Origin of the sequence: Pigmentiphaga sp. NML030171, from assembly GCF_002188635.1 — a bacterium.
Taxonomy (GTDB): Bacteria; Pseudomonadota; Gammaproteobacteria; order Burkholderiales; family Burkholderiaceae_B; genus Pigmentiphaga; species Pigmentiphaga daeguensis.
On the sequence record NZ_NINX01000039.1, the window covers coordinates 26342 to 52835 of the forward strand.

Consider the following 26494-nt stretch of genomic DNA (forward strand, 5'->3'; position numbering starts at 1 on the left):
GAAGGCGGCATGCAGGGAACAGGAGGAAGAGACATGGGGTGCTTGCATGAGTGACGCGAGCGTTCTGGCCACGGCCGATGCGCCGTTCGTCGGGCGCCGGCAGGAACGGGTCGAGGACGCGGCGCTGCTGTCGGGGCGCGGCGCCTATGGCGACGATCTCCCGGTCAAGCCGGGCACGCTGCACGCGGCCATTCTGAGATCCCCCCACGCCCATGCCCGGGTGCTTGGCATGGACACGGGGGCCGCCGAAGCCCATCCGGGCGTCAGGGCGGTACTGACGGGCGCCGACGTGAAGCGCTGGTCGCAGCCCTTCGTCGTGGGCGTGAAATCGCCCATGGAGCATTGGTCGCTGGCCCAGGACCGCGTGCGCTATGTTGGCGAGCCGGTCGCCGTCGTGGTGGCCGAGGACCGCTATGTCGCCGAGGATGCGCTGGAACTGATCCGCGTCGACTACGAGGTGCTGCCGGTGGCCGTGGAGATCGAGGCGGCCATCGCCGGGGATGCGCCGGTGCTGCATCCGGCGGTGGGCAGCAACATCGTCAGCGACCGCAGTTTCAGCTATGGCGAGCCGGACGCCGCCTTCGCCTCGGCCGAGCACCGCGTCCAGCTGACCGTCCACTACCCTCGCAATTCGTGTACGCCCATCGAAGGGGCGGTGGTGATCGCCGAGCACCTGGCGGGCGACGATGGCTACGAGGTCAGCTCCAACTTCATGGGGCCGTATTCGCTGCATTCGGTCATGGCGCTGGCGCTGAAGATCCCGGGCACGCGCCTGCGCCACAAGCTGCCTCGTGATTCGGGCGGCAGCTTCGGCGTCAAGCAAAGCGTGTTTCCCTACGTGGTGCTGATGTGCCTGGCGTCGCGCAAGGCGGGCGCGCCGGTGAAGTGGGTGGAGGACCGCCTGGAGCACCTGGTGGCCGCGACGTCCGCGACCTCCCGCCTGTGCACGATCGAGGCCGCCGTGGATGGCGAGGGGCGGATCAGCGCGCTGTCCTACGACCAGTTCGACGACGTGGGCGGTTATCTGCGCGCCCCCGAGCCAGCCACGTTCTATCGCATGCACGGTTGCCTGACGGGTGCCTATGCCATCCCCAACCTGAAGGTGCGCAACCGCGTGGTGCTGACCAACCGCACGCCCGCCGGGCTGGTGCGCGGCTTCGGCGGCCCCCAGGTGTATTTCGCGCTGGAGCGGCTGGTGCAGCGCATCGCGCAGCAACTGGGAATCGATCCGCTGACGGTGTACCGGCGCAACTTCGTGCCGCCCGAGGCGTTTCCGTACCGCGCCGCGGCCGGCGCCTTGCTGGATTCCGGCAACTATCCGCTGGCCCTGGAGATGGCCGAACGGCAAGGCGGGCTGGAGGAACTCCTGCGGCGGCGCGACGTGGCCAGGGCCGAGGGGCGGCTGTATGGCATCGGCTATGCCGCGATCGTGGAGCCGTCCATTTCCAACATGGGCTACATCAGCACGGTCATGACGGCGGAGCAGCGCGCCAAGGCCGGACCCAAGAACGGCGCCATCGCCAGCGCCACCGTCGGCATCGATCCGCTGGGCGGGGTGACGGTAGTCGTGGCTTCGTCGCCTGCCGGGCAAGGGCACATGACCGTATGCGCCCAGGTCGTCGCGGACGTGTTCGGCCTCTTGCCGCAGCAGGTGGCCGTGAATGTGGATGTCGATACGCAGAAGGATGCCTGGTCGGTCGCCGCGGGCAATTACTCCAGCCGCTTTGCCGGCGCGGTGGCGGGCACCGTGCACCTGGCGGCCAGCCGGCTGCGCGACAAGGTGGCGCGCATCGTGGCGCATCAGCTCCGATGCGATCCGGCCGACGTGGTGTTCGCGGGAGGCAAGGTGGGGCTGCCGGACGCGCCGGGCAAGATGCTGCCATTCGCACGCGCGGCCAGCACCGCGCATTGGGCGCCGGGACAGTTGCCGGAAGGGGAGTCGCCCAGCCTGCGGGTGACCGAATTCTGGACCCCGCCCGAGTTGACCGCCCCGGACGAGCAGGACCGCGTCAATACGTCGGCGGCCTACGGGTTCGCCTTCGACATCTGCGCGGTCGAGATCGACCGCGATACCGGACGCGTACGCATCGACCGCTACGTCACCACGCACGATGCGGGCAAGCTGCTCAACCCGGCGCTGGCGGACGGCCAGATCCGCGGAGCCTTCGCCCAGGGGCTGGGCGCTGCGCTGATGGAGGAGTTCCGCTATGCGGGCGACGGCAGCTTCCAGTCCGGCACCTTCGCCGACTATCTGGTGCCGACGACCTGCGAGGTGCCCGACCCGGTCATCGTCCACCTGGAGACGCCGTCGCCGTTCACGCCGCTGGGGGCCAAGGGCCTGGGCGAGGGCAACAACATGAGTACGCCGGTATGCGTGGCCAATGCCGTCGCCGATGCCCTGGCGCCCATCCGGGGCGCCTGCGACGTCAGGCTGCCGCTGACACCGCTCAAGATCATGGAACTGATCGGGTTCGACGATCCGCCGCCCAGCGCCGGCGCGCAAGCGGCTTCGGCGCCGCCCGCGAGCGCCGCGGCGCCGGGCGGCGGATCGGGCAAGGCCTTGTCCGCCACGGGCAGCGTGCAGATCGCCGCGGCGCCCGAGGTCGTCTTCAACGTGCTGCTTGATCCGCAGGCATTGGCCAAGGTGGTACCCGGCTGCCATTCGCTGGAAGCGGTGGGCGAGAACCGCTATCGCGCCGACGTGACGGTGGGCGTGGGCATGATCAAGGCCCGCTACGCGGCACACATCGAGCTGTCGGAGCTGGATCCGCCGCATTCCCTGCGCCTGGCCGGTTCGGGCAGTTCGTCGCTGGGCGCCGCGCGTGGCAGCGGCAAGGTTCGGCTCGAGCCCAGCGAAGGCGGCACGCGCCTGGTCTACGACTACAGCGCCGAGGTCAGCGGCAAGGTGGCCGCGGTCGGCAGCCGCATGCTGGAAGGGGCGGCCAAGATCGTCCTGGCGCAATTGTTTGAACAACTCGGCCGGCAGGCCAGCGGGCAGCCTACGCCCGCCGCGCCGCGCCGCTGGTGGCGCAAGCTGCTGGCGCTGTTTGGATGGAAGGGGGCGGCATGAAGCCCGCGGCTTTCGATTACGTGCGCCTGGAGGACGAGGCGCAGGCCTGCGAGCTGCTCGCTCGCCATGGCGAGGAGGCCCGCATCCTGGCGGGAGGGCAGTCGCTGATCACGGTGCTGAACATGCGCCTGGCGCAGCCGTCGGTGCTATTGGATGTCTCGCGCTGCGAGGCGCTGGACTACGTGAAGGTGGCGGGCGGAATGCTGGAAGTGGGGGCCGCGGCCACCCAGGCCAGCGTGGAGTGGCGGCCGGGCCTGGCCGGCGAAGTGCCTCTGCTGACCTGTGCGTTTCCCTATATCTCGCATTTCCAGGTGCGCAACCGGGGCACCGTGTGCGGCTCGGTGGCGCACGCCGACCCCAGTGCGGAGCTGCCGCTGTGCCTGGCGCTGCTGGGTGGCGAAGTGGTGCTGTCATCCAGGCGCGGCCGCCGCACCTTGCCGGCGCGGGATTTCTTCCAGGGCATGTTGACGACGGCCCGCGCCAGCGACGAATTGATCGCCTGCGTGCGCTATCCGCTGCGTGCGGCGGGCACGGGCTACGCGTTCGAGGAGTTTTCGCTGCGCCATGGGGATTTCGCCATCGCCGCCTGCGCGGCCGCCGTCGGCAAGGATGCGATACGGCTGGGCGTGGGCGGCGTGGCGGACCGGCCGACCGTCGTGCAATGGCCGCGCCTGCCGCAGCGGGAACTGGAAACCGCCATCAATGACTTTGCCTGGACGCTGGGCGCGCAGGACGACGCGCACGCCAGTGCCGCGTACCGCCGGCGGCTGGTGCGGCAACTGGCGGCCCGGGCCATCGCCACGGCCGCTGCCCGGGCGCAAGGAGACACCGCATGAGCACGGAAAAGACCCAGCGCATCCGCTGCACCTTGAACGGCCGGCGGCGCGAGGGCACGGCCGAGAGCCGCATGCTGCTGTCGGACTTCCTGCGGCACGAGCTGGGCGCCACCGGCACCCACGTGGGATGCGAGCACGGGGTGTGCGGCGCCTGCACCGTGCGCATCGACGGGGTGGCCAGCCGCTCCTGCCTGACGCTGGCGGTCCAGGTGGACGGCCGCGGAGTGGATACGGTCGAAGGCCTGGCGCGGGACGGCGAACTGGGCGATCTGCAACAGGCCTTCCGGCGGCACCACGCGCTGCAATGCGGTTTCTGTACGGCGGGAATCCTGATGTCGTGCGCCGATTTCCTGGAGCGCGTGCCCGATCCGACCGAGCAGCAGGTGCGGGACATGCTTTCGGGGCACCTGTGCCGGTGCACGGGCTACACCCCCATCGTGCAGGCCGTCCTGGACGTGGCCGCCTCGCGCAACAAGAACACATAGAAGGAGGCATCTGATGCTGGATTTGGGACGTACATTCTTGCAGAGCGTGGAGCGCAACCCGGAGGCGATCGCGGCCGTGGAAGGCGAGATCCGCCTGACCTACGCCGAGTGGCTGGGGCAGATCCTGCGCGTGGCGCAAGGGCTGGATGACCTGGGGCTCGGGCATGGCGACCATCTGCTCGTGGTCCTGCAGAACCGCCTGGAAATGGCGACGCTGCACTGGGCCTGCCAGTTCCTCGGGGTGATCGTCACGCCCCTGAACTGGCGCGCCAAGCCCGAGGAAATCGACTACTGCCTGGTCGACGCCTCGGCCAGGGCCATCGTCTACGAAGAGGCCAGCGCGCAAGCCGTGGCGCAGGCCGCCGAGGCCGCCGGCGTGCCGCGCATCGTGGTCGGCGCGGACGCCCACGCGACCCATGTATACGACGGCCTGCTTGCCGCCCGGCCCTGGACGGCTGGCCCGCGCGCCACGGCGGACGACATCTCGCTGATGCTCTACACGTCGGGGACGACCGGCAAGCCCAAGGGCGTGCCGCGCCGGCATCGCCAGGAGCGCGCGGCCGCGCTGGGCCACGTGGCGCAGAACCAGTACGGGATAGGCGAGCGCACGCTGGGCGTGATGCCGCTCTATCACACCATGGGAGTGCGGTCGTTGCTGGCCATGGCGCTGGTGGACGGGTGTTTCGTGTGCCTGCCGCGCTTCTCGCCGGCAACCGCGCTGGCGCTGATCCAGCGTGAGCGGGTCAGCAACCTGTACCTGGTGCCGACGCTCTACCACGACCTGCTGGCGCACGCCGATTTCGCAAGCACCGACATCTCCAGCGTCCGCAAGCTCGGCTTCGCCGGCGCGCCCATGCACGACGCGCTGCTGCTGCGCCTGGACGAGGCGTTCCGGCCCGAGCTGTTCGTCAATCACTACGGCAGCTCCGAGGTCTACACCATGGCGGTCAACCCCGATGCGCGCAGCAAGCCCGGCAGCGCCGGACGCGCGGGCATCAACACGCGCCTGCGCCTGGTGCGGCTGGAGACGACCGATCCCGACGATCTCGCGCCGCGTGGAACGGAGGGGCAGATCATCGCCGACCTGGCCGGGGACGAGGCGTTCGAAGGCTATTGGAACCGGCCCGACGCCAACGCCAAGTCGCTGCACGGCGGCTGGTATTTCACCGGCGACACGGGCTATCTGGACGAGGACGGCGAACTGCACGTGACCGGGCGGGTGGACGACATGATCATCAGCGGCGGCGAGAACATCTCGCCGGTCGACATCGAGTCGGTGTTGTCCCTGCATCCCGGCGTGGACGAGGTCGCCGTCGCGGGTCTGCGCGACGAGCGCTGGGGCCAACGCGTCGTCGCCTTCGTCAAGCGCAAGGAGGCCGTCGACGGCGAGACGCTGGATGCCTATTGCCGCGGCACCGATCTCGCCAATTTCAAGCGTCCGCGGGAATACGTCTTCGTCAGCGAGATTCCCAAGTCCCCCGTGGGGAAGATCCTGCGCCGCAAGCTGACGGCCGGCGAATTCGAGCCGGACCGTTCCTGATTCCGAAATCCCGTGCATGACCCAATGAAGGATATCTCCATGCCCAAGCTCAATCATCCGGCCCACGGCCTGCTCGAACAACTCGATGGCTTCGACGTCATCGTCGACGCGGAGCGCGAGCGCGCCGACATTGTCCTGAAGCGTCCTCCGTTCAACATCATCACCATGCACGAGCGCGAACAACTGCGCCTGGTGTTCGAGGCGCTGGACGAGGACCCGCGCGTGCGCGTGATCGTGCTGCGCGCCGAAGGCGAGCACTTCTCCAGCGGCGGCGACATCCGCGGCTTCCTGGAGGCCAGCCCCGAACACGTTTCCAAGCTGGCCTGGAACATCGCCGCGCCGGCCCGCTGCTCCAAGCCGGTGATCGCCGCCAACCGGGGCTACTGCTTCGGCGTGGGATTCGAGATCTCGCTTGCCTGCGATTTCCGTATCGCCAGCGTCACGGCGCAATACGCGCTGCCCGAGCAGAAGCTGGGGCAGATTCCCGGATCGGGGGGATCGGCGCGCCTGCAAAGCATGATCGGCATCGCCCGCACCAAGGACGTCGTGATGCGCTCGCGCCGCATTCCGGGCCAGCAGGCCTACGACTGGGGCTTCGTGGTCGAGTGCGTGGCCGATGACCAGCTCGAGGCCGCCACCGACAGACTGGTGGACGAACTGCGTGGTTTCTCGCCGCTGGCCCAGCGCACGGTCAAGAAGCTGCTGAACGATTCGGAGGACTCGCCGGTGTCCATCGCCATCGAGCTCGAGGGGCACTGCTACAGCCGCCTGCGCACATCCGAGGATTTCCGCGAAGGCGTCGAGGCATTCCACGCCAAGCGTAAACCGCAGTGGACGGGCCGCTAAGCCGGAACGCTGCACGATTCCAATAACGGAGACATCATGAATACGACCACGGATACCGTTCCGGGCGCGGGACCGCGCGACTCGGCCGCCGACCCCGCGCAGTCGCGCAAGGCCTTCATGGCGGGCCTGGCGTCCACCTTCGGATGGGCGCTGGACCTGTTCGACCTGTTCATCCTGCTGTATGTGGCGCCCATCATCGGGCGGCTGTTCTTTCCTTCGGACAAGCCCACCCTGTCGCTGGCCGCGGTCTATGCCTCGTTCGCGGTGGCGCTGCTGGTGCGGCCCCTGGGGTCGGCCGTGTTCGGCGCCTATGCCGACAAGCACGGCCGCAAGCGTGCGCTGATGATCTCGATGGTGGGCGTGGGGCTGAGCACGGCGGCATTCGGCCTGCTGCCGACCATCCACCAGGCCGGGGTGATCGCTCCCATCGTCTTCCTGGTATTGCGCATCGTGCAGGGTTTGTTCGTGGGCGGTATCGTGGCCTCGACGCATACGATAGGCACGGAGTCGATCGCGCCGCGCCACCGTGGCCTGATGTCGGGACTGGTCGGCAGCGGCGGCGCAGGCATGGGCGCCCTGATGGCCTCCATCGTGTACTTCGCGCTGTCCTACGTCTTCCCCGGCGACCGTTTCGACCAGATCGGCTGGCGCGTCATGTTCTTCTCGGGCCTGATCAGCACCGTCTTCGGCCTGGTGATGTACAGGCTGCTGGACGAGACGCCTTCCTTCAAGAAGATCCAGGCCGAGCGGGCCAGGCAGAAGGACGGGGCGGCCAGGCAGGCTTCGCCGCTCAAGACGCTGTTCGCGGGCGAGTATCGCAACGTGCTGCTGGTCAACCTGCTGATCACCTTCGGCGGCGGCGCGACCTACTACATCACCGCGGGCTATCTGCCGACGCTGCTGAAGCTGGTGGCGAACGTGCCGCACGAGAGCTCGGCGCTGATCCTGATGATCAGCTCGGTGGGAACGATCGTCGGCGCGCTGGCTTTCGGCGCCCTGAGCGACGTCATCGGCCGCAAGAAGACGTTCTATGCGCTGGGCGTCTTCTGCCTGGTACTGCTGCCGTACCTGTTCCTGCTCATCGCCAAGCCCGCGTCCCTGCTACAGATCACGATGATCGCCTCGGCCATCGCCCTGCTTGGCGGGGCCATCATCGCGCCGGTCATGATCTTCCTGAACGAACGCTTCCCGGCCAAGATGCGCGCCAGCGGCACGGGGTTGTCCTGGAACATCGGCTTCGCCGTCGGCGGCATGATGCCCACGGTGGTCTCGCTGCTGAGCGGCTCGCCGCAGGACATTCCCCACGTCCTGGCCATCACCTCGGCCTTGCTGGCGGTGGTCTACCTGGTGGGCGCCAAGGTCTCGCCCGAGACCCAGGGCCAGTTCGACTAGGCCCGAAGGGTGACGGGCTGCTGCGGGGCGGTGGTCATGGCGGAGATTCCTTCGGGTTGGAACCGGCATGGCTGTGTCCGGTACTCCCAAGACGAATCGGACAGGGGAAACGGATCGGTGGCGGAAAAAAATCCCGGCCCGGGTTCAGCGGGGTGTTTCCGTCATGAGCCTGGCCGCCGCATCTACCGCCGCCCGCAGGTCCAGCAGGTGACAGGACGCGGAGCCGACCTGCCCAGTCCTGGCCACGCCCAGCCGGACGAGCGTCTCGCCCAGGGCCGGGAAACGGTCCGCATCGCCGGCGGGCAGGTCGAAGGCCACCCAGCGCCGCTGGCCGTCCACCCATAGCGGGGCGCCTTCGGCGATCCTGGGCGGCGGGGGCGAGGCCAGGGTCTCGGCCATGTGGAAGGCCGTGCATGCGCCGAAGCCGGCGCCCAGCAGCAGGATGCCGGCGCGTTCCCGGTACAGGCGCCCCAGCGGCCCGCCGTGGCCGAAAGGATCTTCCAGGGCGTGGGTGGCGGTGATCGATCCGGCCAGCGGGCCCAGCGCGGCGAAGGAGCACAGGGGGTGGGGGCTGCGGCGGGCTCCGGGCCAGGTCCGGAACAGTTCCGCCACCGCGCCCATGCCGCGCGTCGGGGTGGTGCGCGGGTCGAACGGCGGCAGCGTGGCCCGGATCGTGGCTATCCAGGCGGGCGGGACGGCGGGCGCCCGCCAGTTGGCGGGATCGCTCAACTGCGATGACTGCGCGGGCATCACCAGCGTGCCGGCGGGGCCCACGGCATCGAGCAGGGCACGCACGACGGTCTCGGCTCCCCCCGAGACCCAGCCGAGCCGGCTCATGGCGCAATGTACGAGCAGGGTCATGCCGGGGGCGACACCCAGCCGTGACAGGTCGGCGGCCAGGGTTTCCCGGGTGCGTGGCTGGGGCGTGGCGATGATGGCGGCGTGCTCGGTCATGGGAAGAACAATCGGGAAATATTTGAAATCCGGATAATTGACATATACCTGTGCCGCAAATATTATGAATTTATTCGGATTTCAGGTATTTGCCATGTCCATGTCATCTCAAGTCCTAGCGACCGCCACGCAACTGGGCACGGTGCTGCAGGCCGCGCGCAAATCCCAGGGGATGACCCAGTCTGCCCTGGCCGGCCGCATCGGCCTGAGCCAGTCGCGGGTGTCCCACCTGGAACTGCACGCCCATGAGCTGAGCCTGGAGCAGCTGTTGGCCTGGTGTGCCGCGCTCGGGCTGGAATTGACCCTGGGGCCGCGCGGCGGCCAGGCGCCACCGTCCACTGTACACGCGGACTGGTGACATGGGTCGTCGATCGCATGGCCGCAGCCTGTTCATCTGGGCCAACGGCATCCGCGTCGGCCGCTGGACGATCCCCGCGAGGGGAGAAATGGAACTGCATTACGACCCGGATTGGACGGGGGCCGACATCGGCCGGCCGCTTTCGCTGTCGCTGCCGTTCAACCTGCACGGCCTGCCTCTGAAGGGCGAGAGGGTCGCCAACTATTTCGACAACCTCCTGCCCGACAGCGACGTGATCCGCAGGCGCGTGGCCGAGCGCTTCCGGACCGGTTCGACGGATCCCTTCGATCTCCTGAAGGCAGTCGGCAGCGACTGCGTGGGAGCGGTGCAGATACTGGACGAGCACGAGACGCCGGACGGCCACGGCCGCATTGAAGGCGTGCCCTTGTCCGACGAGGACATCGAGCGGCATCTGATCGAGACGGTGTCGCCGCGCGCCTTCGGCGCCCAGGGGGATCCGGATGCCGACTTCCGCATTTCACTGGCGGGCGCGCAGGAGAAGACCGCTTTCCTGTGGTGGGACGGCCGATGGCACGCGCCGCGCGGCGCCACTCCCACCACCCACATCTTCAAGCTGCCGCTGGGACTGATGGGCGGCCGGCGGGCGGATTTCACCACCTCGGTCGACAACGAATGGCTGTGCCTGCGGCTGCTCAAGGCCTATGGGCTGGATGCCGCCCATGCCGACATCGCGACCTTCGGCAGGCAGCGCGTGCTCGTCGTCGAGCGTTTCGACCGGCGCGTCGCGCCGGACGGCCGGTGGATCATGCGGCTGCCGCAGGAGGATTTCTGCCAGGTGGCCGGATGCCCGCCGCTGCGCAAGTACGAAAACGAGGGCGGGCCGGGGCTCAAGACCCTGTTCGCCACGCTGCGGCAGTCGGTGAGCCCCGATGCCGACATGAAGACATTGATGGCCGCGCAAGTGCTGTTCTGGCTGTTGCGCGCGCCCGACGGCCACGCCAAGAATTTCAGCATTCATCTCCTGCCGCGCGGTCGCTTCCGGCTGACCAGGCTGTACGACGTGATGTCGGCCTACCCGGTGCTGGGCGAGGGGGCCAATCAATGGTCCAGCCGCGAAATCAAGCTGGCGATGGCGTTGCTGGGCAAGAACCGGCACTATGAGATGCACGGCATCCAGCGCCGGCATTTCGACAGTACGGCACGGAAGGTTGGCTATGCGCCGACGGCCGGGCCGATCATCGAAGAAATCCTGTCGCGTACCCCCGCGGCCATCGCCGAGGCCCACGCGGCGCTACCCCGGGATTTTTCGCCGCGTGTCGCGGACACCATCCTGGGCGGGCTGCAACGGGCCGCCGATGCGCTGGCGGCAATGGTGTCTTGATTCCCATAGGAGCTGGCAATGTCTCGAATCTTCATCACGGGCTCGGCCGACGGGCTGGGCAAGGCCGCGGCCGGCACGCTGCTCGCGGACGGCCACGAGGTCGTGCTTCACGTGCGCGGCCGGCAGCGGCTCGATGCGGTGCAGGACCTGGTGAGCCGGGGCGCCCGGGTGGTGGCCGGCGATCTGTCGGACCCGGGGCAGGCCGAGGACGTCGCCGGCCAGGTCAACCGCCTGGGGCGGATGGATGCGGTCATCCACAACGCCGGGGTCTATACCGGGCGGCACATACTGCCGGTCAATGTGGTCGCGCCCTATGTGTTGACGGCGCTCATTGCCCGGCCGGATCGCCTGGTGTACCTGAGCAGCGGCATGCATTTCGACGGCCGTCCCCAACTGGACGGCCTGGATTGGCGCGGGCATGGCGAGTCGGCGTCCTACTCGGACAGCAAGCTGTTCGTGACGGCGCTGGCGATGGCGGTGGCCCGGCTGTGGCCGGGCATCGTCAGCAGCGCGGTCGATCCGGGGTGGGTGCCGACCAAGATGGGAGGCCCCAACGCGCCCGGCGACCTGCGCCTGGGCCACCTGACCCAGGAGTGGCTGGCTGCCGGCACGGACCCGCGCGCCGGCGCGAGCGGCGGATACTGGCACCACCAGCAGCGACTCGATCCGCATCCCGCCGCGCTCGACGCGGCTTTCCAGGACGAATTGCTGCGCGAGCTGGAACGGGCGACGGGCATCGCGCTGCCCGAGGCCTGACGATGGCGGAAAGCACGATGCGGCAACAATTGATCGATGCGAAGAAGCGCCTGTATCGATGGATGAAGTACCGCCTGACCCGGCCCGCGCCGCCGCCTTTGCCTTTCGACATCACGGGTCCGGTGGTCGTGGTCGGCTCCGCGCCGCAGGCCAACCGGCCGGAGGGCCTGGATGGGCGCTATACCGTCATCACCGTGAACGGATCCCAGTCCGTGGCCGCGCGCTGGGGCATCGAGGTGCCCGACATCACGATGATGATGTTCAACCAGATCGAGGGCACGACGCACAATGCGCGGGAGGTCCGGCGGGTCCTGAGCGGGCGGCGGACGCGCGCGCTCTACGTGCTGCTATGGCGCAAGAACGAACGCGAGCGGCTGGAGCGCGGGCTGGCGTCGTTCGATTACCGCTACGACCACCTCTACATCGTCGACCGCTATGAGCGCATGGCGCTGCTCGACAGGGTCGCGGGCCTGCATTCCCTGGAGATCGACGCCGAGTCGAAGTGCTCGAACGGCATCAACGCCGTGCTGTATGCGCTGCATCACGGCGCTCCTGCCGTCATCATCGCCGGCATCGATCCGGGTTCGGCCGGACACGCCTACAACGATGCGGGCCTGGCGCGGCTGCACGTGCGCATGGACCGGATCATCCTGCAACGCCTGCTCGATGCGGGGCGGCCGGTATTCACCGCCGATCCGCAGGTGTCGCGCGCCACGGGAATTCCCTTGTGGAACGCGGAGCGCGCGGCGTGCGTCACCGGCCGCGCTGCCTGACGTGCAGGAGACGCTCGCGGGTGGAGAACCACTCGTCCGCGTAGTCGTCGTTCCTGTGTTCGTCGAAGTAAGGGCCGCCGGTGGTGAAATGCACCAGTTTGGCGTCGGAACGGTAGTCGTATTCGGCGACCAGCCAGTTCCATGCGGCGGGGAGGTCGCCGATGAGGTCTTCCGATTCGAGCCACTTGAACTGGTGCAGGTCCAGCCCGGTCGCCGTGTTCACATAGTAGGGATCGAGCCTGCGGCATTTCGCATTGTTGAAGAGCAGGACGCTGGACCAGTTCTTCTTCTCGTACCTGGACTGGACCTGTCCCAGGAACTTGGTTTCGCTTCTGGGACGGTAGTCGTGCTTGACGCACATCGCGGCAAAGCGCTCGTCCCGCAAGGCCCAGAGTTCCGCGATGTCCGTGCGCACCAGCGTGTCGCAATCGATGAACAGGGACCAGCCCTGGAAACCGCTCAGGTAAGGCACCAGGAAGCGAGAGAACGAGAACTCGGTCGACTGGAGCGGATTGCGTTCCCGGGCGAAGACGCCTTCCAGGTGATCCAGGGCGACCGGGGTGACGGAAACGGGGATGGAGCTCTTTTCCAGGATGCTCTGACACAGCACGTGATAGGCGGCGACTTCCTTGCTGTCGAAACCTATGTAGATGCGGGCAGTTTCTATCATGGCCGGCCGGGTCGAGTTCTGCGGAACCCATGTTGTACCGGGCCGCGGCTCGGCCGGGCGTATCACAACGTTTCATAAGAAACAGACGCCGGCTCGACATTCGTGCGCGATGGGCAAACAATTGGCCGCATGCCCGTCGCCCGCCGATTCGCCAATACCGCGCTGAAGCTGCTGTACCGCTACACCCACGGTCCCGGCCAGCGCCACAACGAGCGCCTGTGGCCGCACGTGGCGGTGGAACGCGACGCCGACGGCCATGTGGTCGGCTATTCGTACCGGCGCCGGCCACTGCCATTGGCCAATGCGAGCGTGGCCCGGGCAAGCGCGTCCGGAACGGGGCACATCATCGCCAGCGGCCCGTCGATCAATGACATCGACTACGGCCGCCTGTCCTTGTCCGGCGTGATGGGGGTGAACGGCGCCATCGCGCTGCTCGACCGTCATGCCGTACGCTTCGATTACTACTGCTTCAACGACACGGGCTTCGTGCGGGCCCGTCCCGAACTGGTCCGCCGGGTCGTGGAGCAGGAGCTGCTGCTGTTCACCACGCCTTTGTGCCTGTGGCATGTCCTGCAACGGATGCCTCCCGAGGCGTTGCGCTGCCGGCTGTTCCTGGTCGAGAATCCCCAGCGGCGCGCGCTGTTGCCGGCGCGGACCATGGCGCAGGTACGGCGCGAACATCCGGAGCACGAACTGGCTATTTTCGATCTCGACCGCGCGCTGGGATTCAGCCGCGACATCCGCAAGGGCGTGTTCGACGTCGGCACCGTGGCCTACACCGCTCTCCAGATCATGGCCTGGCTGGGGTACGCCGAAATCGTGCTGCATGGCGTGGACCTGCGCAACGCGGCCGCCGCGGGCCGCTTCTACGAATCGCTCGCCGACCGCCTTCCCACCACGCTCGACCAGTACCTGTCCGGCCACATCCTGCCGTCGTTCAACAGGGCGGCGTCGCTGCTGCGCGAATCGGGCGTGCGTATCGTCAACCTGTCTCCGGATGGCGCGCTGTCGGGTGACCCGTTCCAGCAACGGGACTGGCGCGCGCTGGCCGGGAGTTGATGCCGAGGACCATATGGAAGACAGGATCAGGCTTTTCGTCGGATGCGATCCGAACGACTGCGATCTCGAGCAGATGATGGTGCTGGAATACAGCGCGCGCAAGCACTGCTCGCTGCCCATCGACATCGAGTGGATGCGGCTGTCGAGGGATCCGGCCAGTTTCTGGCATGCCGATCCCGGGCAGGGGCGGGGCTGGCGCACGCAGGCGTGGGCCACGCCGTTCTCGGGTTTCCGCTGGGGCGTGCCGGCGTTCTGCGGCTACGAGGGCCGGGCCATCTACCTGGACACCGACATGGTGGTGCTGTGCGACCTGGCCGAACTCTGGCGGATGCCGCTGGACGCCGGCAAGGTGCTTACCGGCAAGGGGCGCAAGACATCGTGGCGTTTTTGCGTGACGGTGTGGGATTGCGCCGCCGCGCGGCCCCACCTGCCATCCATCGAGCGCCTGCGCGCCGAGCCCGATTCGCACCAGCGCATGATGCGCTATTTCTCCGGACATCCCGAGTTGATCGAGTCGATGCACTCGGACTACAACAATATCGATGGCGAGGGAAAGCCGCTTCATGCGATTCGCATCCTGCACTATTCGGACATGGGGACGCAGTTCAGCCACAAATACGCATTCCCCAGGCTGGAGCGGGAAGGCCGCCGGCACTGGTTCGACGGCCGGGTGCTGCCGCACCCCAGGGCCGACCTGGCCGAGCTTTTCGATGCCTGCTATCGCGAAGCGCTGTCCGCGGGCTACGCGCTCGACGACTATCGGTCGCCGTCGCCATTCGGCGACATGATGAAAGCCACCCAACGCGACTATGCCGGCAACCACCGCACCCGCAAACGCTCGCTCTGGTCGCGCCTGGGACTGGGCGGCATGGCGGATTGATCGCTCTCTTGCGAATATCCCGTGACGATTTGGTTACGATAAAAAACAAGTCGTACGGGGCGGCAGAGTAGAGTCGATTGCATCGACCCGTACCACTGCACAAGGGGGCTGCCATCAACCATCCCCGTCATCCCATTCAGCAAGGCTGGTCTGTCGCCTTCGTGATGTCGCCGCGCATCGGCGACACGCTCATCTCGATGGTGGTCGCCAACAATCTCGTCCGCCATGGGATCGATGTCACGGTCTTCAGCCGCCACCTGCACGCCATGCGCAAGTGGTTTCCCGGTTTTCGCATCGAGCCCGAGCTGCATGCGGCGCAGGCGCGGAACCGGCTCGAGCATTTCGACGTCATGCTGCACGCCTACGAATCCGACGTGCTGGACGATGCGCGCGATTGGCATCCGCGAGTGTGGGTCATGGACAGGTGGGCCACGTATCGACAGGTCAAGCCCATGGTGGACATACAGCTGGACCTGTGCCGCCATTGCTTCGGGCTCGATGGCCTGACGCGCGACAACGGCCTGGTCGTGCCGGTCGACGTGGGCGTGACCGCCGTCGGCAATCGAGTGATCATCCATCCCACGGCCAGCGACATCCAGAAGCAATGGCTGCCCGGACGTTTCCTGAAACTGGCCCGCCGGCTGCGGGCCCGGGGCTACGATCCGAGTTTCGTGGTGGCTCCCCGCGAGCACGCGCAATGGGAATGGGTCGAGGCGCAGGGCTTTCGCCTGGTCTCGCACGAATCCCTGGACGATCTGGCTCGCTGGCTTGCAACGGCACGCATTTTCGTCGGGAATGACTCGGGCCTGGCGCACCTGGCCTCCAACGTGGGCGTGCCCGCCGTGTCGCTCGCGATGCGGCCGCGCATCGCGGTGCGCTGGGCGCCCGGCTGGGCGCTGAGCCTGGCTGTCACCGCGCCGCCGCTGATGCCCGGCCGATGGCTGCGGGAACATTCGTGGAAGTATCTGCTGTCGGTTCGCAAGGTCGACGCCGCGGTCGAGCGGCTGCGCCGGCGGGTGTCGGAAGCCGTACTGGCATTCGATCAGGGGCCTGCGGGCGAGCGGATGACGAACAAGTCGATGATCAATGCCAACCCCATCGCGCAGGCCCCGATGACGAAAAGCCGGGCATAGTCGCCGCCGTCGTGGGCGAACAGGAAGGACAGCCCGTAGGCGGCCAGTGCCTGGAACAGGGCGAAGCCCACCGTGGCGGTCTGCCAGGCCGGGCCCTGCAGAGTAGGGTGGTGGGCCAGCAACTCGTGCACGCGACCCAGCACCAGCGGCACGGTGCCGGTCACGAAGGCGCCCACGATCACGCTGGAAGCCGCCAGCCAGGCTGCCCCCAGGCCCAGTGCCGGGATGAGCACGGCCACTGCTTCCAGCGCAAACGAGGCCCGCAGCGCCGGGCCGAAGCCGATCCGGTCGGCCAGCATGCCGGCCAGGACCGGGCCCGCACTCGCGCCGATGCCGAACAGCACCCAGTAGTGCGCTCCCGCCTGCAGGCCGAGACCGAGACCTCGCGCCACGAAATCGACCAGGAAGATCATGTGCGGCACCCATCCCGCGGCGTTGAGCGCATACTCGACGTACAACGCACGTAGCGGGCGGGACGGTGCGGCGGGGCGGCGATGCGAGGGCTCGGCCGCGGCCGGTCTCGTCTGCGCGGGCCAGCCTTTCCACGCCAGGGCGGACAGCAACAGGGACAGGGCGGCCAGGCCCAGCCAGGTCTCGCGTATGCCTTGTCGCAGCCAGAGGGGGACCAGTGTTCCGGACAGCACGATGCCGACGCCGACCCCCATGAAGATGACGCCGCCGGCGAGTCCCCGGCGCGAAGGCGGCACCAGGGGCAGCACCGCGGGCGCGGCAAGCACCATGAGCGCGCCGCCGGCAAGTCCGGACAGAAAGCGCCAGGCGAAGAACCAGACGAAAGAGACCGGCACCGCGCAGGCCAGGCAGACGATCGTCGCGAGCAACATCATGCCGCGCAGGACCGGGGCGGGCGACCATTTGGCGGCCAGCGGCCGGCCAGCCAGCGCGCCCGCCAGATAGCCGGCCAGGTTGGCCGCGCCCAGGTAGGCGGCCAGGGACGGCGCGAACCAACGGGCGCCGATGATGGCAGGCAGGAGAGGGGTGTAGGCGAAGCGGGCCAGGCCGATGCCGACCAGGCTGGCGCAGAAGCCGGCAAGCACGCCCCATGCCGCGCGATTGCCGCCAGCGACCTTCATCGTCAGGGTGGTGGCTTCCTCGTCCATGTCCTTTCCCGTAATGCAGACCGGAAAAGGCTACGCGCTATCATTTATCTGAAGAAGCGAATTTATAAGATCGTGGCTATCTGGAATAAAGATATGTCTCGACGGCCCCGGCGCGCTGGCATGACGCTGCATGCCGCCCTTCGGAATGGAAGCAAGCATGGACCTGGCTGATCTGAAAACCTTCGAGGCCGTGGCTCGGCATGGCAGCATGAACAAGGCCGCAGCCGAGCTGCATACCGTCCAGTCCAACGTCACGGCCAGGATCCGGGCGCTGGAGGAAGAACTGGGCGTACCCTTGTTCGAACGCCATGCCCGCGGCGTGGTGATCACGCCCGCCGGAGACCGCATCCTGCCCCTGGTCGGCAGGATGTCGCGGTTGACGGCCGAGATACGGGCGGCCGCCGGGGACGACGGCACGCCCGCCGGCAACCTGTCGCTGGGCGGACTGGAGACGACCACGGCGCTGCGCCTGGCGCCGGTGCTCAGTTCCTATGCGCAGGCCCATCCCGCGGTCCGGCTGTCGCTTCGCACTGGCACGACCGCGCGGCTGGTGCAGGACGTCGTCGAATACCGGCTGGAGGGCGCGTTCGTTGCCGGTCCGGTCACGCATCCCGACCTGTACCAGGAAGCCGTCTTCACCGAGGAACTGGCGCTGGTCGGCGGTCCGGCCCTGCGCACGATCAAGTCCTTGGCAAGCGTGCCCGACCTGAAGACCATCGTTTTCCAGCTGGGGTGTTCCTATCGGCAGCGACTCGAGTCGCTGCTGGCCGCAATGGGCATCGTCGTCGCCCGTCCGCTGGAGTTCGGTTCGCTCGACGCCATCGTGAGCTGCGTTGCGGCCGGGGTGGGCGTGACCTTGCTGCCGCGCGGAGTGGCCGCGCCGGCGGCGAAGGCCGGGCGCGTCTCCCTGCACCGCATTCCACGCGAACTCGCGCGGGTGGAGACCTTGTACATCCGGCGCCGGGACGGCTACGTCTCCAGCGCGTCCACGGTGTTCCTGGAAATGGTCCGGGCGTTCCACGGCCGGGGCAGGGCCGGGCGGTAGGACATCGGGCGGCATCGGCCGCGCGTTCTCCAGGCGATGCGATCCCGAAAGCTCCGCAGCTCGTGCTTGACGCCTTCGCCGGATAAAAAATATAATGAAATTAGAGAAAACAAAATGAAATTAGAAGGCGGAGGCAGATATGGGCCGCATCGTGCGGATGGGTGCCGGGTCGGGTTTCTGGGGCGATGCCCTGGATCCCGCCGAAGAATTGCTGGAACGGGCGAACCTGGACTATCTGTGCTTCGACTATCTGGCCGAACTGACCATGGCGCTGTTGCAGCGTCAGAAGCTGAAGCGGCCCGACGCCGGCTACGTGCCGGATGCGGTGCAGGCCATGATCGCGTTGTTGCCCAAGGCCCGGGCGGCCGGCACGCGCCTGGTCTCCAACGGCGGCGGCGTCAATCCGCGTGCCGCGGCCGGCAGGATTGCCGAGGGCGCGCGCCAGGCGGGCATGGCCGGCGCCCGCGTCGCACTGGTCGAGGGCGACGACATGCTGGGCAAGCTCGATGCATTGATCGCGCAAGGCGTGCCGCTGCGCAATCTGGATACCGGCGATGAGGATTTCGCGGCCATACGCGATCGCGTGGTCTGCGCCAACGTCTATACCGACAGTTCGGGGATAAGCGAGGGACTGGCCGGCGAGGCCGACGTCGTCATCGCCGGACGGGTGTCGGACAACGCGCTGTATGTCGGCCCGTTGGCGCACGAATTCGGCTGGCGTCGCGACGCGGCGCACGTGCATCGGTATGCCGCGGCGGTGACGCTGGGGCACATCGTCGAGTGCGCGGCGGGCTGCTCGGGCGGCATGTCGTCCCGGTTCCTGGAAATGCCGCACATGGGGCGGGTCGGATTCCCCATACTGGAAGTGGACGAAACCGGGGATGCCACCGTGACCAAGCTGGCGGGCAGCGGGGGCCGGGTCGATCAGTGGACGGTCAAGGAACACCTGGTCTACGAAATTGGCGATCCGCGGCGCTATCTGATGCCCGACGCGGTGGCCGACTTCACATCCCTCAGGCTGGATGACCAAGGCCAGGACCGCGTGCGCGTCAGCGGCATGCGGGGAGAGCCCGCGCCCGAGTTGTGGAAGATGGTGGTGGGCTACCAGGACGGCTGGATAGGAGAGACGATGGCCTTTTTCCCGTGGCCCAACGCCTACGACCGCGCGATGAAGGCCCGCGAGACCCTGCTCGAGCGTTTCGAGCGGATGGGCCTGGCGGCCGACCAGGTGCATTTCGATCTCGTCGGCCTGAACACCCTGCACGGGCCCGCGGCGGCGTTTCCCGGCCGGGAATGGGCCAACGAACTGCCCGAGGTGGGCCTGCGCTGCGCGGTGCGCACGCAGACCCAGGAGGAAGCCGACAAGGTGCGGCGCGCCGGGACGAATCTGTGGATCATGGGGCCGGGGGGCACTTCGTTCGGCACGCCGATGAAGCCGCGTCCCGTCATCGCGCTGTGGCCGACGCTCATCCCGCGCGACGCCGTCGAACAGAAGACCGAGATCCTGGTGGCTTGAGGAGCATGCCGATGACGCTGCAAGTGAAAGATATCGCCTACGTGCGCTCCGGGGACAAGGGAGATGTCTGCTCCGTGGGCCTGGTCGCGCGCGGCCCGAGGGAATATGCGTGGCTGCGCGCCAGCGTGACGCCGGCCGATGTGAAGCGGCTCTATGGCGACTGGGTGCAGGGCGAGGTGGAGTGCCATCCCATGGACAACATCGGCGCGGTGGTGGTGGTCATGCGCCATGCGCTCGGGGGTGGCGCCACGCGCACCCTGCGGCTGGACCAGACCGGCAAGTCGCTGGGCTATGCCTTGATGCGCCTGCCGGTGCGCGGCGCCGAGAACCTTTCCTGACGATCGTTCGCCATGGCCATCCTGTCTTCCCGTACACGCACAGACGGCAAGGAGTTCGCCGCCAACGCCGCGGCCTACGCCGAACTTCGCGCGCCGCTGGATGCCGCGCGCCGGCGCGCGATCGAGGGCGGCGGCGAACGCGCGCGCCAGACGCATCTTGCGCGCGGCAAGTTGCTGCCGCGCGAACGGATCAATACCCTGCTGGATCCCGGGACGCCGTTCCTGGAAATCGGGCAACTGGCGGCCGAGGGCCTGTACGACGGTCAGTCGCCGGGCGCGGGCATGATCACCGGGGTCGGGATGGTGGCCGGCCGCGCCTGCGTGATCATGGCCAACGATGCCACGGTCAAGGGCGGCACCTACTATCCGCTCACCATCAAGAAGCAGTTGCGGGCGCAGGCCATCGCCCGCGAGAACGGCCTGCCGTGCGTCTATCTGGTCGATTCCGGCGGCGCCTACCTGCCGCTGCAGGGGGACATCTTTCCCGACGAGCACCACTTCGGAAAGATCTTCCGCAACATCGCCGAGATGTCCGCCCTGGGCCTGAAGCAGGTCGCGGCCGTGCTGGGCGCGTGCACGGCGGGGGGCGCCTACATACCGGCGATGTGCGACGAGACCGTCATCGTCGATCAGGCCGGCACCATCTACCTGGGCGGGCCGCAACTGGTGCAGGCGGCCACCGGCGAACTGGTCGATGCGCAGGCGCTGGGTGGTGCCGACATCCATACGCGCCTGTCCGGCGTCGCCGATCATTTCGCCCATGACGAACTGCACGCGCTGACGCTGGTACGGGACATCATGGCGCGCGGCCAGGCCGCCTCCTTGCCGGCGCCGCCGCGTGTCCCGGTCCCACCGCGCCATGATCCGGCCGAGCTGCCCGGGCTGATTCCCGCCAACCCCAAGCAGGCCATCCCTGTCCGCGACGTGCTGGCGCGGCTGCTGGACGGCAGCGAATTCGTCGCCTACCGGGAACGCTACGGCGCCAGCCTGGTGTGCGGCACGGGCGCGATAGGCGGGTATCCGGTCGGCGTCCTGGCCAATGACGGCGTGCTGTTCGGCCAGAGCGCGCAGAAGGCCGCCAACTTCATCGAACTGTGCTGCCAGGACAACATCCCGCTGGTGTTCCTGCACAACATCAGCGGCTTCATGGTTGGCGTGCAGTATGAGCAGGGAGGCATCGCCAAGGACGGCGCCAAGATGGTCAACGCCGTCGCGACCGCCCGCGTGCCCAAGTTCAGCGTGGTCATAGGCGGAAGCTACGGCGCCGGCGCCTATGCGATGTGCGGGCGTGCCTTCGGCCCGCGCCTGATGGCGATGTGGCCGAACGCGAGGACGTCGGTGATGGGGGGCGAGCAGGCCGCCACCGTGCTGGCCCTGGTGCGGGCCGAGCAACTGGCGCGCCAGGGCAAGGCGTTTTCCGCCGAGGAGGCCGAGGCGTTCAAGGCGCCGGTACGGGCCGCCTACGACGCCGAGAGCACGGCCCTGTACGCGGCTTCCCGTCTGTGGGTGGACAGCGTGATCGAACCGGCCGACACCCGCGCGTGGTTGACGCTGGGCCTCGCGCTGGCGGCGGGCAGTCCCCGGGAATCGACACGCTTCGGCGTGTTCAGGATGTAGGCCATGTGGAAAAGAATCCTGATCGCGAACCGGGGCGAGATCGCCCGGCGCATCGCGCGCACGTGCCGGCGCCTGGGCATCGAGTACGTGGCCGTCCATTCCGAAGCCGATGCCGCCGCGGCCCACCTGGACGGCGCGGTGGAAACGGTCTGCCTGGGGCCGGGTCCGGCCGGCGACAGCTATCTGCACGGCGCCAGGCTGGTCGAGGCGGCCGTGCGCACGCAATGCCAGGCCGTGCATCCCGGCTACGGTTTCCTGTCCGAGAACAGCGAGTTCGCGGCCGCCGTCGAGCGCGCGGGACTGGTGTTCATCGGCCCCGCGCCCGAGACCATTGCCATGCTGGGAGACAAGGCGCGGGCCAAGGCGCTGATGCGCGCGGCCGGCGTTCCCGTGGTGCCGGGGACCGACGAGGCCAGCGACGACCCCGGGCAGATCGAGGCGCTGGTGCGCGCCATCGACCTGCCGGTATTGCTCAAGCCGTCGGCGGGGGGCGGCGGCAAGGGCATGCGGGTCATCGCGCGCCATGAAGGCTTGGCGCAGGCGATCGAGTCCGCGATCCGGGTGGCGCGCAGCAGCTTCGGCGATGGCCGCATGATCGTCGAGCGCTACATCGACGAGCCGCGCCACATCGAGGTGCAGATATTCGGCGACGGCCGGGGCGACGTGGTGCATCTTTTCGAGCGCGAGTGTTCGCTCCAGCGCCGCCACCAGAAAGTCGTGGAAGAGGCGCCCGCGCCGGGCCTGCCCGCCGAGGCGCGCCTGCGCCTGCTGGAGGCGGCGCTGCAGGGCGCGCGCAGCTTGAACTATCGCAATGCCGGGACCTTCGAGTTCATCGTCGGCCGCGATCTCCAGTGCTACTTCCTGGAGGTGAACACGCGCCTGCAGGTCGAGCATCCCGTCACGGAGGCCGTCACCGGCCTGGACCTGGTGGAGTGGCAACTGCGGGTGGCGGCGGGCGAGCCCTTGCCGCTGGCGCAATCCGCCATCGCATGCCGGGGCCATGCCATCGAGGCGCGTGTCTACGCCGAGGATCCCGCGCACGACTTCCGCCCGTCGCCGGGCACGGTGGCGCGCGCGCGATGGCCCGCGGGCCTGCGGGTGGACACGGCACTGGATGGCTCGGGAGAAGTGCCGCCTTTCTACGACCCCATGGTGGCCAAGATCATCGCCCACGCCGGCGACCGCCAGGCCGCGCTGCATGCGCTCAGGGCGGGGCTGGGCGACACCGTGCTGCTGGGCATCACCACCAACGTGGGTTACCTGGCGCGGGTCCTGGACGATCCGGCGGTCAGGTCCGGACACGTTCACACGCGCTACCTGGACGAGCGCAAGGACCTGCAGTCGCCGCGCAGCCGCGAGGCCGCGGTGGCGGTGGGCGCCGCGCTGCACTTTCCCGCGGCGGCCAGGCCAGGCTCGCCCTGGCTCCCAGGCGCCGGACAGGGAACGATGGACCGGCATTGCCTGGATGCCGGGACGCCGCTGGGGAGGATGCATTTCGAGCTGGACCAGGAGCCGGTCGCGGCCGGCTTCGTGGCGGCCGACGGCCCGGGCGTGGACGTGGAGGCGGCCGGCAAGGCGTCGCGCGTCTTGCGCGACGCGTCGGGGTTGGGGGGGCGGGTAGGCCCGCACGGCTGGGAGGCCTGCCCGGCCGAATCCGGCTGGCATGTGCTGGTGGACGGCGACCACTACACCGTGCGCCCCCGCAGTACCCGCGAACAGGACGGCGCCAGGCCGGACCGCCTGGCCATCGCGCCGATGTCCGGCGTCATCGCGGCCCTGCCGCTGCGGCCGGGCGATCGGGTCTTGCCGGGCGACACGCTGGCCATCATCGAGGCGATGAAGATGGAACACGCCATCGCCGCCCACGGGGCCGGCACCGTTCGGGCCCTGCGCCATGCGCCGGGAGAGAGCGTCCGCGAGGGCGATCTCATCGTCGAGGTCGATTACGACGCCGCGCCATGACCTTCCATTCCGAGCCGGCGGGCGCCGGCAGCATCGAGACCACCATGAACAAGCCGTTGAGCCATCTTCGAGTCGTGGACCTTTCCCGCATCCTGGCAGGCCCCTGGGCCACGCAGAACCTGGCGGACCTGGGGGCGGAAGTCATCAAGATAGAAAAACCCGGCGCCGGCGACGATACGCGGCAGATGGGGCCGCCGTTCCTGACCGACGAGCATACGGGGGAAGAGGGCGATGCCGCTTATTTCATGAGTTGCAACCGCGGCAAGAAGTCCGTCGCCATCGATTTCTCCGACCCGCGCGGCCAGCGGATCGTCCGGGAGCTGGCGCGAGGCGCCGACGTGTTCGTGGAGAACTACAAGGTCGGCGCGCTGAAGAAATACGGGCTGGACTACGACTCGCTGCGCGAGATCAATCCGGGGCTGGTCTATTGCTCGGTGACCGGATTCGGCCAAACCGGGCCATACAAGGACCGCGCGGGCTACGACTACCTGATCCAGGGCATGGGCGGCCTCATGAGCGTGACGGGTGAGCGCGATGACCTGCCCGGCGGCGGGCCGCAGCGGGCAGGCGTGGCGGTGGCCGACCTGCTGGCCGGCATGTACGCCACCACCGCCATCCTGGCCGCGGTGCAGCACAGGGACCGGGGCCACGGCGGCCAGCACATCGACATCAGCCTGCTGGACTGCATGGTCGGCTCGCTGGTGAACCAGTCGATGAACTACCTGGTCAGCGGCCGCGTGCCGCAGCGCATGGGCAGCGGCCATCCCAACATCGCGCCGTATGCGGTCTATCCGGCGGCGGACGGCCATCTGGTGCTCGCCGTCGGCAACGACACGCAGTTCCGCCGCCTGTGCGAGGCGGTGGGGCAGGCCGAGGTCGGGACCGATTCCCGCTTCGCGACCATCGCGGACCGGGTGCGCAATCGTGCGGAGCTGGATGCGTGGCTGGTGCCGCTCACGCGTTCGCGCACCCTGTCCGACTGGACGTCGCTGCTCGAACGCGCGCAGGTCCCGGGCGGGCCCATCAACGGCATGGACCAGGTGTTCGCCGACGAGCACGTCGTCGCGCGCGGCATGCGCGCCGAGGTGCGGCATCCGCGCTATGGCAGGGTGCCGACGGTGCGCAATCCCATGCGCTTCTCGGCCACGCCGCTGGAGCCGGGAAGCGCGCCGCCCATGCTGGGCCAGCATACCGACGAGGTACTGCGGTCGGTGGGCGTGACGCCCGAGCAGCTAGCGGCATTGCGGCAGGCCGGCGTGCTTTGACCAGGAAAACATTCAGGGAACGAGGAGGAGAAGGACATGCGCAAAGCCATCACGACCGACGCCAACGGGCTGGAGGTCCTGGGCATGGGGTTCTATTGGGACGACGTCGAGGTCGGTTATCGCTTCCGGACCCTGGGAAGGACCATCACCGAGGCGGACATCACCCTGTTCATCGGAACCGTGGGCATGGTGGAGGAAATGTTCACCAATCTGGACTACATCGCCTCGCAGTCCATCATCGGGTCGCGCCCGGCGCCCGGTTCGCTGGTCTTCTGCATGGCCGAAGGCCTGCTGATGCAGAGCACGATGCAGCGCACGGGCATGGCCTTCATGGAGGCGGACATCAAGGTGCACAAGCCCACCAATGCCGGCGACACCATCCATGTCGAATGCGAAGTGATCGAGGCCAGGGCGACCAGCAAGGCCGACCGCGGCCTGGTGCGCACCGCCAACCGCGTGGTCAACCAACGGGGCGAGACCGTGCTGACCTACTCGCCGCTGCGCATGGTCAAGACCCGGCCCAACGATTCCACCCTTGCGGGAGACAAATGATGAAAACCTTGCCTTCGATCGGCCTGTGCGTCCTGGTCCTTGCCGCGCAGGGGCTGCCGGCGGCCCGCGCCGCCTATCCCGACAAGCCGGTCACCATCGTGGTGCCGTTCGCCGCGGGCAGCCCGACCGACGCCGTGGCGCGTGTCGTGGCCGAGGCCCTGGGCAAGCGCCTGGGGCAGTCCATGGTGGTCCAGAACCGGCCGGGCGCCACGGGCATGATAGGCAGCGAGTACGTCGCGCGCGCGCAACCGGACGGCTATACCTTGCTGTTCGGCACCAACACGACCCAGGTGGCGAACCAGTATTTCTTCAAGAAGGTGTCCTATGACGGCCTGAAGGATTTCGCGCCGGTGGCCATCGTGGGCGGCGTGCCGCATGCGCTGGTGGTCAATCCGTCGGTACCGGTCAACTCGGTCGCCGAGTTGATCGAATATGCCAAGGCGCATCCCGGCAAGCTGTCCTTCCCCTACGCCAACAGCACCACGCGCATCACCGGCAGCACCTTCCGCGTGATGACGAAGACGCAGATCGAGGCCATCCCGTACAAGGCCTACGGCCAGGCCATCGCCGAACTGCTGGGCGGGCAGACGCAGATGATGTTCATCGATTTCTCGACCGGTCTTTCCTACATGACCTCGGGCAAGCTCAAGGCGCTGGCCATCACGCCGGACCGCTCGGCCAAGCTGCCGGGCGTGCCTGCCATGAAGGAGGTGCTGCCGGGTTTCGAGATCGGGAACTGGAACGGCCTGTTCGCGCCCACGGGGACTTCGCCCGAGGTCATCGACCGGCTCAATCGCGAGATCCGCGCCGTGCTCGAACAACCCGAACTGCGCAAGCAGGTGGACGGCGTGGGCTATGAACTGCTGCCGCCGATGGCGCCGGCCGAGTTCGGCAAGTACATCGCCGAGGAAAGCCGGCACTACGCCAGGCTAACCAAGGCCGCCGACATCCAGCCCGAGTGAGCGGCGGGTATGGCAGCACTCTTTC

General features: G+C 68.2%; 24 protein-coding genes. 21 read left to right on the plus strand and 3 right to left on the minus strand.

Annotated elements, in window-relative coordinates; all coding sequences use genetic code 11:
* The first annotated feature begins 46 nt into the window (after window positions 1–46).
* From CDO46_RS18810 to CDO46_RS18835, 6 genes are read left to right on the plus strand one after another with little or no spacing between them, the layout of a single operon-like run.
* The gene (locus tag CDO46_RS18810) at window positions 47–3070 is read left to right on the plus strand and encodes a molybdopterin cofactor-binding domain-containing protein (RefSeq protein ID WP_087840016.1); all 3024 of its coding nucleotides are present in this window, start codon (window positions 47–49) and stop codon (window positions 3068–3070) included.
* The gene (locus tag CDO46_RS18815; RefSeq protein WP_087840263.1) at window positions 3067–3906 is read left to right on the plus strand and encodes a xanthine dehydrogenase family protein subunit M; all 840 of its coding nucleotides are present in this window, start codon (window positions 3067–3069) and stop codon (window positions 3904–3906) included. Before CDO46_RS18810 ends, CDO46_RS18815 begins: the two co-directional genes overlap by 4 nt.
* The gene (locus CDO46_RS18820; protein WP_087840017.1) at window positions 3903–4391 is read left to right on the plus strand and encodes a (2Fe-2S)-binding protein; all 489 of its coding nucleotides are present in this window, start codon (window positions 3903–3905) and stop codon (window positions 4389–4391) included. The genes CDO46_RS18815 and CDO46_RS18820 overlap by 4 nt, the downstream gene beginning before the upstream one ends.
* 13 nt (window positions 4392–4404) lie before the next feature.
* A complete protein-coding gene (locus CDO46_RS18825) occupies window positions 4405–5931 on the plus strand; it encodes an AMP-binding protein (protein ID WP_087840018.1) in 1527 nt (508 codons plus the stop codon).
* 39 nt (window positions 5932–5970) lie between these two features.
* Window positions 5971–6777 carry an enoyl-CoA hydratase/isomerase family protein gene (locus CDO46_RS18830; protein WP_087840019.1) on the plus strand — a complete coding sequence of 269 codons (807 nt, stop codon included), beginning with the start codon at window positions 5971–5973 and terminating at the stop codon, window positions 6775–6777.
* A gap of 36 nt (window positions 6778–6813) precedes the next feature.
* The gene (locus CDO46_RS18835) at window positions 6814–8169 is read left to right on the plus strand and encodes an MFS transporter (RefSeq protein ID WP_087840020.1); all 1356 of its coding nucleotides are present in this window, start codon (window positions 6814–6816) and stop codon (window positions 8167–8169) included.
* Between the two features lie 144 nt (window positions 8170–8313).
* Here CDO46_RS18835 and CDO46_RS18840 read toward each other — a convergent pair whose 3' ends face one another.
* The gene (locus tag CDO46_RS18840) at window positions 8314–9123 is read right to left on the minus strand and encodes an aminoglycoside N(3)-acetyltransferase (RefSeq protein ID WP_087840021.1); all 810 of its coding nucleotides are present in this window, start codon (window positions 9121–9123) and stop codon (window positions 8314–8316) included.
* Between the two features lie 94 nt (window positions 9124–9217).
* On the opposite strand from CDO46_RS18840, the gene CDO46_RS18845 reads away from it, so the two are divergent.
* Genes CDO46_RS18845 through CDO46_RS18860 form a run of 4 tightly spaced genes read left to right on the plus strand, consistent with a single transcriptional unit; the run spans window position 9218 to window position 12352 of the window.
* Window positions 9218–9481: a helix-turn-helix domain-containing protein gene (locus tag CDO46_RS18845; RefSeq protein WP_243724337.1), complete on the plus strand. Its 264-nt coding sequence runs from the start codon at window positions 9218–9220 to the stop codon at window positions 9479–9481.
* 1 nt (window position 9482) lies between these two features.
* On the plus strand, window positions 9483–10823 hold the full coding sequence (locus CDO46_RS18850) for a type II toxin-antitoxin system HipA family toxin (protein ID WP_087840023.1): 1341 nt from the start codon (window positions 9483–9485) through the stop codon (window positions 10821–10823).
* An 18-nt stretch (window positions 10824–10841) separates the two neighbouring features.
* Complete coding sequence (locus CDO46_RS18855) at window positions 10842–11579, plus strand: SDR family NAD(P)-dependent oxidoreductase (protein WP_087840024.1); 738 nt, start codon at window positions 10842–10844, stop codon at window positions 11577–11579.
* Window positions 11580–11596: 17 nt separating this feature from the next.
* On the plus strand, window positions 11597–12352 hold the full coding sequence (locus CDO46_RS18860; RefSeq protein WP_087840264.1) for a membrane-anchored protein: 756 nt from the start codon (window positions 11597–11599) through the stop codon (window positions 12350–12352).
* Here CDO46_RS18860 and CDO46_RS18865 read toward each other — a convergent pair.
* Complete coding sequence (locus CDO46_RS18865) at window positions 12333–13022, minus strand: glycosyltransferase (RefSeq protein ID WP_087840025.1); 690 nt, start codon at window positions 13020–13022, stop codon at window positions 12333–12335. The genes CDO46_RS18860 and CDO46_RS18865 overlap by 20 nt on opposite strands.
* Window positions 13023–13151: 129 nt before the next feature.
* Between CDO46_RS18865 and CDO46_RS18870 the strand changes: the two genes are divergently transcribed.
* The 3 genes from CDO46_RS18870 (at window position 13152) to CDO46_RS18880 (ending at window position 16094) form a co-directional block, all read left to right on the plus strand.
* On the plus strand, window positions 13152–14081 hold the full coding sequence (locus tag CDO46_RS18870) for a hypothetical protein (protein ID WP_087840026.1): 930 nt from the start codon (window positions 13152–13154) through the stop codon (window positions 14079–14081).
* 13 nt (window positions 14082–14094) lie between these two features.
* Window positions 14095–14961 carry a glycosyl transferase gene (locus tag CDO46_RS18875; RefSeq protein ID WP_087840027.1) on the plus strand — a complete coding sequence of 289 codons (867 nt, stop codon included), beginning with the start codon at window positions 14095–14097 and terminating at the stop codon, window positions 14959–14961.
* A gap of 77 nt (window positions 14962–15038) precedes the next feature.
* Entirely contained in the window at window positions 15039–16094 is a 1056-nt protein-coding gene (locus tag CDO46_RS18880; protein ID WP_140416880.1) for a glycosyltransferase family 9 protein, read from the plus strand.
* Here CDO46_RS18880 and CDO46_RS18885 read toward each other — a convergent pair.
* On the minus strand, window positions 16004–17212 hold the full coding sequence (locus CDO46_RS18885; RefSeq protein ID WP_254914634.1) for a YbfB/YjiJ family MFS transporter: 1209 nt from the start codon (window positions 17210–17212) through the stop codon (window positions 16004–16006). The two genes, CDO46_RS18880 and CDO46_RS18885, sit on opposite strands and share 91 nt — an antisense overlap.
* A gap of 157 nt (window positions 17213–17369) precedes the next feature.
* Here CDO46_RS18885 and CDO46_RS18890 point away from each other — a divergent pair, with 157 nt between their 5' ends.
* From CDO46_RS18890 to CDO46_RS18925, 8 genes are all read left to right on the plus strand, one after another.
* Window positions 17370–18257 carry a LysR family transcriptional regulator gene (locus CDO46_RS18890; RefSeq protein ID WP_087840029.1) on the plus strand — a complete coding sequence of 296 codons (888 nt, stop codon included), beginning with the start codon at window positions 17370–17372 and terminating at the stop codon, window positions 18255–18257.
* 139 nt (window positions 18258–18396) lie between these two features.
* On the plus strand, window positions 18397–19773 hold the full coding sequence (locus CDO46_RS18895; RefSeq protein ID WP_087840030.1) for an acyclic terpene utilization AtuA family protein: 1377 nt from the start codon (window positions 18397–18399) through the stop codon (window positions 19771–19773).
* A gap of 11 nt (window positions 19774–19784) precedes the next feature.
* Entirely contained in the window at window positions 19785–20111 is a 327-nt protein-coding gene (locus CDO46_RS18900) for a hypothetical protein (RefSeq protein WP_087840031.1), read from the plus strand.
* A gap of 12 nt (window positions 20112–20123) precedes the next feature.
* Entirely contained in the window at window positions 20124–21728 is a 1605-nt protein-coding gene (locus CDO46_RS18905; protein WP_087840032.1) for a carboxyl transferase domain-containing protein, read from the plus strand.
* A 3-nt stretch (window positions 21729–21731) separates the two neighbouring features.
* Complete coding sequence (locus CDO46_RS18910) at window positions 21732–23690, plus strand: biotin carboxylase N-terminal domain-containing protein (protein ID WP_087840033.1); 1959 nt, start codon at window positions 21732–21734, stop codon at window positions 23688–23690.
* The gene (locus CDO46_RS18915) at window positions 23687–24955 is read left to right on the plus strand and encodes a CaiB/BaiF CoA-transferase family protein (protein ID WP_243724338.1); all 1269 of its coding nucleotides are present in this window, start codon (window positions 23687–23689) and stop codon (window positions 24953–24955) included. The genes CDO46_RS18910 and CDO46_RS18915 overlap by 4 nt, the downstream gene beginning before the upstream one ends.
* A 36-nt stretch (window positions 24956–24991) precedes the next feature.
* The gene (locus tag CDO46_RS18920; protein WP_087840034.1) at window positions 24992–25507 is read left to right on the plus strand and encodes a MaoC family dehydratase N-terminal domain-containing protein; all 516 of its coding nucleotides are present in this window, start codon (window positions 24992–24994) and stop codon (window positions 25505–25507) included.
* Window positions 25504–26469 carry a tripartite tricarboxylate transporter substrate binding protein gene (locus CDO46_RS18925; RefSeq protein ID WP_254914635.1) on the plus strand — a complete coding sequence of 322 codons (966 nt, stop codon included), beginning with the start codon at window positions 25504–25506 and terminating at the stop codon, window positions 26467–26469. The genes CDO46_RS18920 and CDO46_RS18925 overlap by 4 nt, the downstream gene beginning before the upstream one ends.
* The last annotated feature ends 25 nt before the right edge of the window (window positions 26470–26494 follow it).